Source organism: Burkholderia sp. NFPP32 (assembly GCF_900119325.1).
GTDB lineage: Bacteria > Pseudomonadota > Gammaproteobacteria > Burkholderiales > Burkholderiaceae > Burkholderia > Burkholderia pyrrocinia_C.
Map to the genome: position 1 here is coordinate 33,707 of NZ_FPJP01000010.1, position 14,844 is coordinate 48,550.

At 67.7% G+C, this 14,844-nt stretch carries 15 protein-coding genes; 13 read left to right on the forward strand and 2 right to left on the reverse strand.

What is annotated here, in order from left to right; all coding sequences use genetic code 11:
• The first annotated feature begins 137 nt into the window (after window positions 1-137).
• From BT264_RS19555 to BT264_RS19565, 3 genes are all read left to right on the forward strand, one after another.
• Window positions 138-1,058 (forward strand): LysR family transcriptional regulator, encoded by a 921-nt coding sequence (locus BT264_RS19555; protein ID WP_072440209.1) that lies wholly within the window; start codon window positions 138-140, stop codon window positions 1,056-1,058.
• A gap of 226 nt (window positions 1,059-1,284) precedes the next feature.
• Window positions 1,285-2,067, forward strand: coding sequence for an ABC transporter substrate-binding protein (locus tag BT264_RS19560; protein ID WP_072440207.1), 783 nt, complete (start codon window positions 1,285-1,287; stop codon window positions 2,065-2,067).
• 196 nt (window positions 2,068-2,263) lie between these two features.
• A complete protein-coding gene (locus tag BT264_RS19565) occupies window positions 2,264-3,379 on the forward strand; it encodes a succinylglutamate desuccinylase/aspartoacylase family protein (protein WP_072440205.1) in 1,116 nt (371 codons plus the stop codon).
• Between the two features lie 133 nt (window positions 3,380-3,512).
• Here BT264_RS19565 and BT264_RS19570 read toward each other — a convergent pair whose 3' ends face one another.
• A complete protein-coding gene (locus BT264_RS19570; protein WP_034181708.1) occupies window positions 3,513-4,319 on the reverse strand; it encodes a MetQ/NlpA family ABC transporter substrate-binding protein in 807 nt (268 codons plus the stop codon).
• A 307-nt stretch (window positions 4,320-4,626) separates the two neighbouring features.
• Here BT264_RS19570 and BT264_RS19575 point away from each other — a divergent pair, with 307 nt between their 5' ends.
• The 10 genes from BT264_RS19575 (at window position 4,627) to BT264_RS19620 (ending at window position 14,210) form a co-directional block, all read left to right on the forward strand.
• The gene (locus tag BT264_RS19575; protein WP_072440203.1) at window positions 4,627-5,787 is read left to right on the forward strand and encodes a porin; all 1,161 of its coding nucleotides are present in this window, start codon (window positions 4,627-4,629) and stop codon (window positions 5,785-5,787) included.
• 206 nt (window positions 5,788-5,993) lie between these two features.
• Window positions 5,994-6,254, forward strand: coding sequence for a DUF2866 domain-containing protein (locus tag BT264_RS19580; RefSeq protein WP_072440302.1), 261 nt, complete (start codon window positions 5,994-5,996; stop codon window positions 6,252-6,254).
• A gap of 123 nt (window positions 6,255-6,377) precedes the next feature.
• Window positions 6,378-6,761 carry a DUF6232 family protein gene (locus BT264_RS19585; protein ID WP_072440201.1) on the forward strand — a complete coding sequence of 128 codons (384 nt, stop codon included), beginning with the start codon at window positions 6,378-6,380 and terminating at the stop codon, window positions 6,759-6,761.
• A gap of 210 nt (window positions 6,762-6,971) precedes the next feature.
• Window positions 6,972-7,199, forward strand: a complete 228-nt coding sequence (locus BT264_RS19590) for a hypothetical protein (RefSeq protein WP_034181704.1) — start codon at window positions 6,972-6,974, stop codon at window positions 7,197-7,199.
• Between the two features lie 244 nt (window positions 7,200-7,443).
• Complete coding sequence (locus tag BT264_RS19595; protein WP_072440197.1) at window positions 7,444-9,714, forward strand: TonB-dependent hemoglobin/transferrin/lactoferrin family receptor; 2,271 nt, start codon at window positions 7,444-7,446, stop codon at window positions 9,712-9,714.
• A gap of 49 nt (window positions 9,715-9,763) precedes the next feature.
• The gene (locus BT264_RS19600) at window positions 9,764-10,855 is read left to right on the forward strand and encodes a hemin-degrading factor (protein ID WP_072440299.1); all 1,092 of its coding nucleotides are present in this window, start codon (window positions 9,764-9,766) and stop codon (window positions 10,853-10,855) included.
• Entirely contained in the window at window positions 10,852-11,769 is a 918-nt protein-coding gene (locus BT264_RS19605) for a heme/hemin ABC transporter substrate-binding protein (RefSeq protein ID WP_072440195.1), read from the forward strand. The genes BT264_RS19600 and BT264_RS19605 overlap by 4 nt, the downstream gene beginning before the upstream one ends.
• A 15-nt stretch (window positions 11,770-11,784) precedes the next feature.
• Complete coding sequence (locus tag BT264_RS19610; RefSeq protein ID WP_072440193.1) at window positions 11,785-12,873, forward strand: FecCD family ABC transporter permease; 1,089 nt, start codon at window positions 11,785-11,787, stop codon at window positions 12,871-12,873.
• A 19-nt stretch (window positions 12,874-12,892) separates the two neighbouring features.
• Window positions 12,893-13,723, forward strand: a complete 831-nt coding sequence (locus BT264_RS19615; RefSeq protein ID WP_072440191.1) for a heme ABC transporter ATP-binding protein — start codon at window positions 12,893-12,895, stop codon at window positions 13,721-13,723.
• 103 nt (window positions 13,724-13,826) lie between these two features.
• Window positions 13,827-14,210, forward strand: coding sequence for a VOC family protein (locus BT264_RS19620; RefSeq protein ID WP_072440189.1), 384 nt, complete (start codon window positions 13,827-13,829; stop codon window positions 14,208-14,210).
• Window positions 14,211-14,231: 21 nt separating this feature from the next.
• Here BT264_RS19620 and BT264_RS19625 read toward each other — a convergent pair whose 3' ends face one another.
• On the reverse strand, window positions 14,232-14,843 hold the full coding sequence (locus BT264_RS19625; protein WP_072440188.1) for a trimeric intracellular cation channel family protein: 612 nt from the start codon (window positions 14,841-14,843) through the stop codon (window positions 14,232-14,234).
• Between the last annotated feature and the right edge of the window lies 1 nt (window position 14,844).

The window sequence follows — 14,844 nt, forward strand, 5'->3', positions numbered from 1 at the left end:
CGCGCTGCGCATCGGCACCCGATGCGTCGCCCCGACGACGTGAACCCACGCGCACAATCGTCAGGATCGCGACCGGAAGCCGCCGCCCCCGCCACTTCGCCCGCCAAAGCCCCTTTCGCGCCAACCGGACCCGACCGATGACCCGCATCCGCAATCCCCTGAACATCGCGCAGCTCCAGGCATTCGTCTCCGCCGCGCATCTCAAGAGCCTGCGCGCCGCCGCACGCGAGCTCGGCGTCACGCAGCCCGCGATCACGCACACGATCCGCGAACTCGAAACGGCGCTCAACGCGGAACTGCTCGCGCGCAGCGTGCGCGGCGTCGAGCTGACCGCCTGCGGCCATGCGCTGCTGCCGCGTGCCGAGCAGTTGCTCGGCGACATCCGCCGCACGGTCGAGGCCGTCGAGCAGGTGAAAGGCGAGATGTCGGGGCGCGTCGCGGTCGGCACGATGCCGTCGATCGCGCTGACGGCGCTGCCGCACGCGGTGACGGCGTTCCGCCGGTCGATGCCGAACGTCAGCCTGCATCTCGAGGAAGTGACGGTGCCCGACGCGCTCGCTCAATTGCGCAACGGCACGCTCGACATCGCCGCGATGCACCATGTGCCCGCGCTCGACCGCGATTTCACGCAATCGCCGCTGCTGTCGACCGAATTCACCGTCGTGATGCGCGAGGGCCACCCGCTCGCGCATGCGCGCCGTTTAGAGGAATTGCTCGACGCCGAGTGGATCGTCACCGTCGGCGCCGAGCAGTTTCCGCACAGCGTGATGGTCGGGATGTTCGAGGCGCGCGGGCTGCCGCTGCCGAAACGTCTGCTGAGATCGCCGATGTCGTTCGCGGTGACGCTCGGGCTCGTCGCGCGCTCGGACGTGATCGGCTGCTTCACGCGCCCGCTCGCCGCGATGGTCGCGCCGCTCGGCATCCGCACGGCCGAACTCGACGAAAGCATGCCGCGCTTCGACCTGTCGATCATCGCGCGGCGCGACATGCTGCCCACGCCCGCCGTTTCTCGATTCGTCACGTGCCTGCAGCGGGCGGTCAACGAAACGCTCGGTTGAATCGTTCCTGTGTCTGAAACGGTCGCGCGCCCCCGCGCGCCGCCGCCGGGCCCGGTATCGGGGCTTGTCCTAGGCGCCCTGCCGGTATTTTGTCTTGATAATCTCCGCACGTCGCGCGCCCGCATCGGGCGGGCGAAACGGACAGTCCGGCGCGAAGCCGTGCCGGACCGAAGGCTTATGGCGCGGCACAACCGCGCACCCATCGAACAAAACGAGGAGTCACCGAGTGAAAAAGATTCTTGCGGCTGTGACCGTTGCCCTGCTTGCCGTATCGGCCGGCAGCGCGTATGCGAAGGACTGGACGACCGTGCGGTTCGGCGTCGACGCAAGCTACCCGCCTTTCGAATCGAAAGGCCCCGACGGCAAGGTGGTCGGCTTCGACGTCGACCTCGGCAACGAAATCTGCCGCCGCATGAACGCGAAGTGCGTGTGGATCGAAAACGACTTCGACGGGATGATCCCGGCACTGAAGGCGCGCAAGTTCGACGGCGTGCTGTCGTCGATGTCGATGACGCCGGCGCGCGAGGAACAGATCGCGTTCTCGTCGAAGCTGTTCAATACGCCGACGCGCCTCGTCGCGAAGAAGGGCGCCGGCCTGCTGCCGACGGCCGAATCGCTGAAGGGCAAGTCGATCGGCGTCGAACAGGGCACGATCCAGGAAACCTACGCAAAGACCTACTGGGCGGCGAAGGGCGTGAAGGTCGTCCCCTACCAGAACCAGGACCAGGTCTATGCCGACCTGATCGCGGGCCGTCTGGACGGCGCGCTGCAGGACGCGGTGCAGGCCGAGATCGGCTTCCTGAAGACGCCGCGCGGCGCGGGCTTCGATTTCGCAGGCAAGGATATCGACGATCCGAAGACGCTCGGCAACGGCGCCGGCATCGGCCTGCGCAAGGAAGACACCGACCTGAAGGCGAAGATCGACAGCGCGATCACCGGCATGCGCAAGGACGGCACGTACGACAAGATCGCGAAGAAGTACTTCGATTTCGACGTCTACGGCAAGTAATCCGGCAAGCAAGCGAGTCATTCGCTTCGAAGCAAACGGGCTCCGCGAGGAGCCCGTTTTTTTCCGCGCCAACCTCATGATTCTCAAGGAAAAACAGCGTGCTCCGGCACCGGTTTGATGGCGGCGACGCAGGCAACGTACAATCAATCTTCCACGCACACCGGATCATTCGCGGCTGCGCCGCACTCCCCTCATCATGCAAACGCAGACCCATCCGCTGATTTCCCCCGCCGTCGGCACCGAACGCCAGATCACGAGCTTCCACTACGGCCCGCGCGGCGGCAAGAAGGTCTATATCCAGTCGTCGCTGCACGCGGACGAACTGCCCGGCATGCTGGTTGCCGCGCTGCTGCGCCGCAAGATCGCCGCGCTCGAGACGGCCGGCAAGCTGCGCGGCGAAGTCGTCATCGTGCCCGTGCCGAACCCGATCGGCCTGTCGCAACACGTGTTCGGCGATCACCTCGGCCGCTTCGAGCTCGGCTCGATGCAGAACTTCAACCGCAATTTCTACGATCTCGCGGCGCTCGTGCTGCCGCGCGTCGAAAGCCGGCTCACGAACGACGCGCAGCGCAACCTCGTCGCCGTGCGCGCCGCGATGCGCGAAGCGCTCGACGAGCAGAAGCCGCGCACCGAGCTCGACTCGCAGCGCCTCGCGCTGCAGAAGCTGTCGTTCGACGCCGATATCGTGCTCGACCTGCACTGCGACAGCGATGCGGTGATGCACCTCTATACGAACCCCGATCTGTGGCCGGACGTCGAGCCGCTGTCGCGCTATCTCGACGCGCAGGCGTCGCTGCTCGCGCTGAACTCGGTCGGCAACCCGTTCGACGAGATCCACAGCTTCTGCTGGTCGGATCTGCGCAACCGCTTCGGCGACCGCTTCCCGATCCCGAACGGCGCGATTTCCGTCACGGTGGAACTGCGCAGCGAACGCGACGTGTCGTACGAGTTCGCCGAAAAGGATTCTCAGGCGATCGTCGAATACCTGACCGAGCGCGGCATCGTCGACGGTACGCCGGCGCCGCTGCCGCCGCTCGCGCATCCGGCCACGCCGCTCGCAGGCACCGATCCGCTCGTCGCGCCGGTGTCGGGCGTGATCGTGTTCCGCACGCCGGTCGGCGCGATGATCGAGGCCGGCCAGGAAGTGGCCGACATCGTCGATCCGCTGACCGATCGCGTCGTCACGCTGAAGAGCAGCGTGTCGGGCGTGCTGTATGCGCGCCAGATCGTGCGCTTCGCGACGGCCGGCATGGAAGTCGCGCGAATCGCCGGCGCAACCGCGATCCGCACGGGTTCGCTGCTGTCGGCCTGAGATCGGCCCGCGCGCCGGGTAACGGCGCGCATCGACGCGTTCCAACGCGCACCAATGCAATCGCCCGCTAGCGCGGGCGATTTGCTTTCCGATATGCCCGGCGATCCGGCCGGGCGGCGGCACGCCTGGGCGATCAGAACGCCGGCACGATCGCGCCGCCGAACTTCTGGTCGATGAACTTGCGCACGTCGTCCGATTCATAGGCCGCGACGAGCTTCTTCACCCACGGCTTGTCCTTGTCCTGCGCGCGCACCGCGATCAGGTTCGCGTACGGGCCGCGCAGATCCTCGATCGCGATCGCATCCTTCACCGGCGTGAGCCCCGCCTTCACCGCGTAGTCGGTGTTGATCGACGCGGCATCGACATCGGGCAGCGCGCGCGGCAGCTGAGCGGCATCGAGCTCGACGATCCTGATCTTCTTCGGATTCTCGGCGACGTCGAGCGGCGTCGCGTTCACGCCGTTCGTGCCGGCGCCCGGCTTCAGCTTGATCACCCCGTATTTCTGCAGCAGCAGGAGCGCGCGGTTGCCGTTCGACGGATCGTTCTGGATCCCGACCTTCGCACCGACCGGCAAGTCCTTCAGCGACTTGATCTTCTTCGAATAGAAACCCATCGGCGCAGTGTAGGTAAGCCCGACGTTGACGATCCTGTAGCCGCGCTGCTTGATCTGACTGTCGAGGAACGGCTGGTGCTGGAAGCCGTTCGCGTCGAGGTCGCCCGAATCGAGCGCCGCGTTCGGCTGCACGTAGTCGTTGAATTCGATGACCTTGATCGCAAGCCCTTCGCGCGCGGCCACTTTCGTTACTTCGGTCCAGATCTGCGCGTCGGGGCCGCTCATCGTGCCGATCTTCAGCGTTTGCGGGTCGGCGTGCGCGCCGGGCGCCGCGAATGCCAGCGCCGCGGCGAGTGCGCCGAGGCCGGTCAGGATCGAACGTCGCATGGTGTCCTCTTGTCCCGTGTCGTTGTTGGAGCACGGATCGTGGCACGGGGCCCGAACACCGCCAACCAAGCTTATTTCATGTGCATATTCCCGATCCGGATCGAATCTCAGCCGAAATCGGTATAACTCCCCGCTATACAACCGGGCAGAATCCAATGTCGCATCGGCACCACACATTCTTCATATGACAGTCGCTGTCATATTCATTACGTGGCCCGCCGATAAAGTTGCCGCCGGTCCGTGAAAGCGCCCACAGAGAGCGCCGGAACCGCAACTGGACACGCCATTTATTCGCTCGGAGAATCCTTTGAACAAGAAACTGTTGACCATCGCCGCCCTCGCAGCAACGGCCGGCACGGCACACGCGCAAAGCAGCGTGACCCTGTACGGCGTCATCGATGCCGGTATCAGCTACGTGAACCACAGCAAGACCGCCACCGGCGGCTCGGGCAAGCTGTTCAAGTACGACGACGGCGTTGCCCAGGGCAGCCGTTGGGGCCTGCGCGGCACCGAAGACCTCGGTGGCGGCCTGAAGGCGATCTTCGTGCTCGAAAACGGCTTCAACAGCGGCAACGGCACGATCGGCCAGGGCGGCGCGATCTTCGGTCGCCAGGCTTACGTCGGCCTGAGCCAGTCGCAATACGGCACGGTCACGTTCGGCCGTCAGTACTCGTTCTCGACCGACATCCTCGGCTCGAACTACTCGACGGGCGGCAACACGGTCGCGGGTAACTACGCGTACCACGTGAACGACGTCGACCAGCTCACGTCGAGCCGCATCAACAACTCGGTGAAGTTCCAGAGCGCGAACTACGCCGGCTTCACGTTCGGCGCGTTGTACGGCTTCTCGAACTCGACCGACTTCGCCGGCGCACCGGCCACGACGTCGGGCACGACGACGACGGCAGGCTCGTCGCGCGCATACAGCTTCGGCCTGAACTACGCGAACGGCCCGTTCTCGCTCGGCGCTGCCTACACGGACATCCGCTTCCCGAGCCAGTCGACGCCGGCGTTCTCGACGACGATCGCGAACATCAGCACGGGCAACATCCGCGACCTGCGCACGTATGGCGTCGGCGGCCGCTACATCTTCGGCCCGGCGACCGCATGGCTGCTGTGGACGCGCACGCAGTTCACCCCGCTCGCGAGCGGCGCATCGGGCACGTTCTACAACGCATACGAAGCAGGCCTGAAGTATGCGATCACGCCGGCCCTGTCGGCAGCAGCCGGCTACACGTACACGAACGCGACGCAGAGCGGCGGCTCGGCGCACTGGAACCAGGGCAACCTGGGTCTCGACTACGCGCTCAGCAAGCGCACGGACGTGTACGGCCTCGTCGTCTACCAGAAGGCGTCGGGCAACAACGTGCAGGCGCAGATCGGTTCGAGCACGAGCTACTTCAACACGTCGGGCAACGGCTCGTCGAACCAGCTCGCCGCTCGCGTCGGTATCCGTCACAAGTTCTAAAGCATCCGCTTAACTCGCGGATCACGACGGCAAGAAGCGCCCCGCTCCACGCGGGGCGCTTTTTTATCTGCTTTTAAGTTTCGCTTAATTCTGGGCTGAGAGGATGCTCTCACCCCCCCTGTTGGCCGCCTGAGCATCGGCGGCTTTTTTTTTAAATGCCGACGGCGCCGCCATCGATTGCCCACAAGACAGGATCGGAGGCCATGATGATCGAAGATACCGTTTTCAGCCATCTGCACGCGATTCTGACGTGCCAACACTCGCTGCCGGTCCAGAGCTGCCGCGTATCGGTAGCAATGCAGCGCCCGTGGGGCCGCCCGTACCGGCTCGTCGAATGGACGATGCATCTCGACGCGCCCGCGCGGCGCCAGATCGTGCCGGCCGAATCGACCGACGAAGAGATCGCCGAGGTCGTTGCATCGCACGTGCCGGGCCGGCTTTACGGCGACGGCCGGCTGCAGTTCTGAACGCCTTCCCGTTCCCCCGCTTCCCGCATTTCGGCCGTCCCGCACGCATCGTGCGGCAGTCGGTCTCGTTTGACGCGGCAACGAAACCTGCTACGCTGCGCGTTTTCGTCCACGCAACACACGATGGAAAACGCATTCAACGAACGCGGCGTCATGATCACGCGCAACGGCCTGTCGGCCGCCGGGCAGGTATTCGCGCTGCGTGACATCCGCCACGTCGACGTCGTCAAGATTCCGAAAAACCGTGTCGTTCCGGCGCTGATCTCGCTGATCGGTGCGGCCGCCGCCATCGCAGGCGGCATCGGCGCATCGAGCGCCGCACTCGTCGTCGGCGTGATGCTCGCCGTCGTCGGTTATCTCGCCTGGACCACGCAGGACGTCACGTATCGCCTGATGGTCGAGATGCCCGACGGCAAGCGCGAAGCGCTGTCGAGCGTCGACGCCGAATTCGTCGAACGCGTCGCGCAGGTCGTGCGCGATGCGCAAGCCGCAACGGCTGCAGGCTGATTCCATTCGCATCGCTGCACGCTTGGATTCGCGATCCGCGGATGCGCGCGGCGCGTATCGGCTCGCGCGGCACATCGTTGCGTCGGGCCGAGTCGTCTTCGTCGAATCGGCTTCCCGCGTCATCATCGCGAACCCCGCGCCTGCGCTGCGTACGCCGACCGCCTAGTATGGAAAGAGCGGCCCGCCGCCGCATCGTCCGAGGAGGTCGGCATGAACGTTCAATTGCTGTCCGGCATGCTTCGCGCGCAGGAACTGCTGCTCGTGTCGATGATCCGCGCGCTTCCCCTTGACGAACGCCGTGCGCTCGTCGATCTCTACACCGAACAGATCGCGTTCGCCGAACAGGCGGGCCTCGAAAGCCACAGCGATCGCGCGACGCACGATGCGTTCATCGCGCATGCGCGCAATCTGCTGATCCGCATCGAAGCGCTGGCCTAGCGCCGGCGCGCCTGCGCGTTTCTCCCGAATTTCCCGCCGCGGCTCACTCGAGCCGCGCAGGCAAGCGCTCACCCGCACGGGCCGCTTTCCTTCCTTGTATTGATAATGATTCTCATTTACACTGGTAAAGTTATCAGTTTCTTTCAATTCGCCGTTCGCCGCATGCCGCGCGCGGACGGGCCAGCCAGGTGAACGCGTCACCCAGCCAGCCTTCGGGCTTGTTTTCGTCAATGGGAGACCACCTGTGCATTGCTATCCGCTGGCGCGGCGGCCGATCTGTGCCGCGCTGTTCGGCGCGTTCGGCCTGTCCGCCGCCCCGGCTCACGCCGATTCGTCGCCGCAAGGCGCCACCCCGCCTCCTGCCGTCCTCGTCGCCGCGTCCAAGCGCGGCGATGCGGCGCTGCTCGACCCCGTCACCGTCACGGCCACCCGCACCGCCACCGCCGCGAGCCGCACGGCGGCGTCGGTGTCGGTGATCACCGACGAGGATCTCGAGGAACAGCAGGCCACCAACATCAAGGACGCGCTGCGCTACGAGCCGGGCATCACGGTGCGCCGCACCGCTTACCGCCCCGGCAGCGCCGCGCTCGGCGGGGGCCGCGACGGCGATTCGAGCATCAACATCCGCGGCCTCGAAGGCAATCGCGTGCTGCTGATGGAAGACGGCATCCGCCTGCCGAACGCGTTCTCGTTCGGGCCGCTCGAAGCGGGGCGCGGCGACTACGCCGATCTCGACACGCTCAAGCGCATCGAGATCCTGCGCGGGCCGGCCTCGGCGCTCTACGGCAGCGACGGCCTGACCGGCGCCGTGAACTTCATCACGAAGGATCCGCGCGACCTGCTGTCGATCTACCACAAGCCCTATTACTTCTCGTTCCGGCCGAGCTACGACTCGGCCGACCGCAGCATCGGCGCGACCGTGTCGGCCGCGGGCGGCAACGACCGCGTGCAGGGGACGATCATCGCCGACGGCCGCCGCGGCCACGAGGTCGACACGCGCGGCGGCAACAACTCGGCGAGCACGCTGCGCACGACGTCGAACCCGCAGGACGTCTATTCCGAATCGCTGCTCGGCAAGCTCGTGCTGACGCCCACCGCGCGCGACACGATCAAGTTCACCGCGGAAACCGGGCAGCGGCGCGTGAGCACCGACGTGCTGTCCGCGATCAATCCGCCGACCACGCTCGGCCTCACGACGAACGACCGGCTCGAGCGCAACCGCTTCAGCGTCGACTACGACTTCCGCGACGACGCGTTCCGCTGGTTCCAGACCGCGCATGTGCAGTTCTACTACCAGGACGCGAAGCAGGACCAGTACGCGTTCGAGACGCGCGGCGCGCCGCTTAAGTCGCGCTCGCGCGACAACCAATACAAGGAACGCACGTTCGGCGGCTCCGCGTTTGCCGAAAGCGGCTTCGCGACGGGCCCGCTCGCGCACAAGCTGCTGTATGGCGTCGACGGCAGCCTGTCGCGCGTGACGAACCTGCGCGACGGCACGGTGCCGGGCGTCGGCGAAGCGTTCCCGAACAAGGCGTTCCCCGACACCGACTACACGCTGTTCGGCGCGTTCGTGCAGGACCAGATCGGCTACGGCCGCCTGCTCGTCACGCCGGGCCTGCGCTTCGACACATACCGGCTGAGCCCGACCGGAAACGATCCGCTGTTCACCGGCAAGGCCGTGTCGACGAGCGCGAACGAACTGTCGCCGCGCGTCGCCGTGCTCTACGAGATCACGCCCGCGGTCATTCCGTACGTGCAGTATGCGCACGGCTTCCGCGCGCCGACGCCCGACCAGGTCAACAGCAGCTTCTCGAACCCGGTGTACGGCTACACGTCGATCGGCAACCCGAACCTGAAGCCCGAGACGAGCGATACGTTCGAAGCGGGCCTGCGCGGCAAGGCCGGCACCGGCTACGGTGTCGTGCGCTACAGCGCGGCCGCGTTCACGGGCCGCTACCGCAACTTCATCTCGCGCACGACGATCGCCGGCAGCGGCCGGCCGACCGACCCGTCCGTATTCCAGTACGTGAACTTCGCCGACGCGCGTATCCACGGCCTCGAAGGCCGCGCCGAATGGGCGATGCCGAACGGCATCACGCTGAAGACGGCGATGGCGTTCACGAAGGGTTCGACGCAGAACGACGGCGCGGCCAGCCAGCCGCTCAACACGGTCAACCCGTTCTCGGCCGTGTTCGGCGTGCGCTACGAGCCGGGCGAGCGCTGGTTCGTGCAGACCGACCTGCTGTTCCAGGCTGCGAAACGCGACAAGGACATCGACAAATCCGACTGTTCGAACAAGGCGTGCTTCACGCCGCCGTCGTCGTTCGTCGTCGACCTGCGCGGCGGCTACCGCTTCAACAAGCACGTGAGCGCGACGATCGGCATCCGCAACCTGTTCGACCGCAAATACTGGAACTGGTCGGACGTGCGCGGCATCGCGGCCGATTCGCAGGTGCTCGACGCCTATACGTCGCCCGGACGCACGGTCGCCGTCAGCATGAAAGTGGATTTCTGATGCGCGACGCCCGCGCTGCCACCCCAACCGTTACTTGAAGGAGTCCGACATGATGCAATCCGCCCTTCCCGGTCAACCGGCCGGCCCGGCCCGCGCGGCCGCCGCATTGCGCGACGCGTTCATCAAGCTCAAGACCGAGCGCCAGCTGCGCAACCGCGACGTCGCGCAGGCGCTCGGCGTCAGCGAAGGCCAGGCGCTCGCCGCGTTCGTCGGCGAGCACGTCGTGCGGCTCGACGCGCGCTTTCCGGCGATGTTCGAGGAAATGCCGCGCCTCGGCCGCGTGATGGCGCTCACGCGCAACGACACGGCCGTCCACGAAAAGGACGGCGAATATGCGCAGATGAGCCATGACGGCCCCGTCGGCCTCGCGCTCGGCGACATCGACCTGCGGATCTTCTATCGTCACTGGGTGTCGGCGTTCGCGGTGCGCGACGAGACCGCGCACGGCCCGCTGAAGAGCCTGCAGTTCTTCGACGCGCAGGGCCACGCGATCCACAAGGTCTACCTGCGCGCACACAGCGACCACGCCGCGTACGACGCATTCGTCGAACGCTGGCGCGCGCCATCGCAGGAACCGGGCCTCGACGTCGCGCCCGCCGCGCCGAAGGCGCCCGAACGCGCCGACACCGAGATCGACGTCCCGAGCTTTCGCGCGGCGTGGAATGCGATGACCGACACGCACCAGTTCTTCGGCATCACGCAGCGCTTCGGCGTGAGCCGCATGCAGGCGCTGCGCCTCGCCGATCCGCAATACGCGTATCCGGTCGAAACCGCGCGTGCGCTGCGCCACGTGCTCGAACGGGCCGCGCAAAGCGGCCAGCCGATCATGGTGTTCGTCGGCAATGCGGGGATGATCCAGATCCATACGGGCCCCGTCGCGAACGTGCGCGAGGTCGGCGCGTGGATCAACGTGCTCGACCCGGGCTTCAACCTGCACGTGCGCGAGGACCTGATCGCCGCCGCGTGGGTCGTGAAGAAGCCGACGAGCGACGGCATCGTCACGTCGCTCGAACTGTTCGACCGGCAGGGCGACCACGTCGCGCTGCTGTTCGGCGAACGCAAACCGGGCAAGGTCGAACGCGACGACTGGCGCGCGCTCGTCGCGACGCTGCCGCCGGCCGCACGCGGGGACGCGCGGTGAGCGCGCGATCGTTCGATCCGCGGCGCCGCACGGTGCTGGCGAGCGCGGCGGCTGGCGCGCTCGCGGGCGCGCTGCCGGGCCGCGTGCTCGCACAAGCCGCGCAGGCCGCACCGAAGCGCGTGGTCGTGATCGGCGGCGCGCTCGCGGAAACTGCGTTCGCGCTCGGCGGTGCCGAGACGCCGCGCTACCGGCTCGTCGGCGCCGACACGACCTGCACGTACCCCGACGCCGCGAAGCGCCTGCCGAAGGTCGGCTACCAGCGCGCGCTGTCGGCCGAGGGGCTGCTGTCGCTGCGGCCCGATCTCGTGCTCGCGTCGGCCGAAGCCGGCCCGCCCACCGCGATTGCGCAGGTGAAAAACGCCGGTGTCGCGGTGACGACGTTCGACGAACGCCACGACGTCGAGTCGGTGCGCGCGAAGATCACCGGCGTCGCGCAGGCGCTCGACGTGCGCAATGCGGGCGCCGCGCTGCTGCAGCGCTTCGATCGCGACTGGCAGGCCTCGCGCGACGCGGTCGCCGTACGCGCATCCGGCAGCGCGCAGCCGCCGCGCGTGCTGTTCGTGCTGAACCATACCGGCAACCAGGCACTCGTCGCCGGCCAGCGCACGGCCGCCGACGCGATGATCCGCTACGCGGGTGCGCGCAACGCGATGCAGGGCTTCGATCACTACAAGCCGCTGACGACCGAGGCACTCGCGGCCGCCGCACCCGACGTCGTGCTGATCTCCGACGAAGGGCTCGCGGCCGTCGGCGGCCGCACCGCGCTGCTCGCCACGCCCGGCTTCGGCGCGACACCGGCCGGCCGCGCGCAGCGCGTCGTGTCGCTCGATGCGCTGTTCCTGCTCGGGTTCGGCCCGCGCCTGCCGCTCGCCGTCACGACCCTGCACCGACGCCTGTCGGATGCGTTCGCCTGATTCCGGACCGCCCCGATGCCCGCTCACGCTTCGCCTTTCCCTGCACCGTCGCCCGCCTCGCGCTCCGGCGCCGCGCGCATCGGCACGTCGCGCCGCTTTGCACCGTTCGCGCTGGCCGCGCTCGCGTGCCTCGTGTGCGCGATGTCCGTCGTCGCGCTGTGCGTCGGCGCGTACCGCATTCCGCTCGCGCAAGCATGGGCCGCGCTGAGCGGCGATGCAACCGCTCAGCAGGCCCGCGCGGTGCTGCTCGACATCCGTGCGCCGCGTGTCGCGCTCGCGCTGCTGGTCGGCGGCGGCTTCGGCGCGACCGGCGCCGCGATGCAGGCGCTGTTCCGCAATCCGCTCGCGGATCCGGGGCTCGTCGGCGTGTCGAGCGGCGCCGCACTCGGCGCGACGACGACGATCGTGCTCGGCCCCGCCCTATTTGCCGCGCACGTGAGCGCGGCCGCATTGCCCGTCGCGGCCTTTGCGGGCGCGCTTGCGGTCGCGGCGCTCGTCTACCGGCTCGCCGCATCGCGCGGCCGGCTCGCGCTGCCGCTGCTGCTGCTCGCCGGCATCGCGATCAACGCGCTGGTCGGCGCGGCGATCGGGTTGCTGACATTCGTCGCCGACGACGCGCAGTTGCGCTCGCTGACCTTCTGGAGTCTCGGCAGTCTGGGCGGCGCGCAATGGTCCGCGCTGGCGGCCGTCGCGCCGTGCGTCGCGATCGGCTGCGTGCTGCTCGCGCGCGAACGCGATGCGCTGAACGCGCTGCAGCTCGGCGAAACCGAGGCACTGCATCTCGGCGTGCCGGTGCAGCGGCTGAAGCGGCGCGTGCTCGTCGCGGTCGCGCTCGCGGTCGGCGCGCTCGTGTCGTGCGCGGGCATCATCGGCTTCATCGGGCTCGTCGCGCCGCATTGCGTGCGGCTCGCGTGCGGCCCCGACCAGCGCATCGTTCTGCCCGGCGCCGCGCTGCTCGGCGCGTTGCTGACGCTCGCCGCCGATCTCGCCGCGCGCACGGTCGCCGCGCCCGCCGAAATCCCGCTCGGCGTGCTGACCGCGCTGCTCGGCGCGCCGTTCTTCCTCGCGCTGCTGTGGAAAAGCCGCGGCGCGCTCGGCGGGTAACCCTTCCGTCACGATGACCATGCTGACCGCCCACCATCTCGACGTCGCCCGCCGACACACCGCCATCCTTCGCGACCTGTCGCTGTCGATCGAGCCCGGCCGCGTGACCGCGCTGCTCGGCCGCAACGGCGCAGGCAAGAGCACGCTGCTGAAGACCTTCGCCGGCGAGCTGACCGGCAGCGTCGCGCCGAACAGCGTGCGCGTGACGGGCGACATCACGCTGAACGGCGAACCGCTCGCGCGCATCGACGCGCCAAGGCTCGCGTGCCTGCGCGCGGTGCTGCCGCAGGCCGCGCAGCCGGCCTTCCCGTTCAGCGTCGACGAAATCGTGCTGCTCGGCCGTTATCCGCATGCGCGGCGCAGCGGTGCGCGGCACGTGATCGCGCACCGCGATCGCGACATCGCGTGGCGCGCGCTCGAACGCGCGGGTGCCGAAGCGCTCGTCGGCCGCGATGTCACGACGCTGTCGGGCGGCGAACTTGCACGCGTGCAGTTCGCGCGCGTGCTCGCGCAGCTGTGGCCGGACGACGACGGTGTGGAGGGCAGCCTGCGCTACCTGCTGCTCGACGAGCCGACCGCCGCGCTCGATCTCGCACATCAGCACCGGCTGCTCGAAACCGTGCGCGCGGTCGCACGCGAATGGCGGCTCGGCGTGCTTGCTATCGTGCACGACCCAAACCTCGCCGCACGGCACGCAGATACGATCGCGATGCTCGCCGACGGCACGATCGTCGCGCACGGCGCGCCGCGCGACGTGATGACGCCCGCGCATATCGCACAATGCTACGGATTCGCGGTGAAGATGGTGGAAACCGGCGACGGTACGCCGCCGGTGATGGTGCCTGCGTAGCGTAGGCAAATACTGCACGGTCGTTGCGTCGCTCGATGTCCTACGCTGCCTTCAACTGCCGTTCACCCAACATCATTCGCGCATCCCCTTCGAGGAGCCTCGCGTGCCGCTTTCAATGACCCGCATCATCCTGTACGTCCGCGACGTAGCGTTGCAGAAGGCGTTCTACCAGCGGTATTTCGACCTCCCAGTCATCGAGGAAATCAACGGTGAATGGGTCGTGCTCGACGCGGGTGCGATCGAACTGGCGCTGCATCTGGCGGGCCCCGCGTTTCGCCAGACAACCTCGTTCGTGCATGCGAATTCCGACGCAAACGCCGTGAAGCTCGTTTTCTCGATCGACGCCGATATCGACGCGCACCGCGACCGGCTCGCCTGCGATGGCGTGACCGTGCGCGATCTCAAGCGCTACGACGGCTTCGCGTACCGGATGTACGACGGCCTCGATCCGGAGGGCAACGTCTTTCAGGTGATGCAGCCGGACTGAACTTCGGCGCGCGGGCCGCGCTCAATGCTCGCCATCCGCCGCGCCGAAGGTCCGCATCTTCCACCCGAGCCGCACCGCAAGCATCCGCATCGAGAATCCGGCCGCCAGCGCGATCACCGTCGCAAAACTCGCATCGATGCCGAAATGCTGGATCCCGACATACAGCGTGCCCGTGACGAACGCAACGCTCGCATACAGCTCCTCGCGCAGGATCAGCGGCATCTCGTTGCACAGCAGGTCGCGCAGCATCCCGCCGCACACGCCCGTGATCGCGCCGGCCAGCACGACGATGATCGGCGCCGTGCCCGTCGACGCGCCGATGTCGCAGCCGATGATCGTGAACGCCGCGAGGCCGATCGCGTCGACGGTGACGAACAGCGTCTTCATCCGCGCGACATGCCGTGCGGCCCACGATGCGACGGTCGCCGCGACGAGCGTGATCACGAGGTATTCGGGATGCGCGATCCAGCCGAGCGGATAGTGGCCGAGCAGCACGTCGCGCACGGTGCCGCCGCCGAGCGCCGTCACCGCGCCGACGAGCGCGAGCCCGAAGCGGTCCATCCCGCGCCGCATGCCCATCAGCGCCCCCGACATCGCTTCCGCGACGATCGCAATCAGATAGAGCGTATGCATC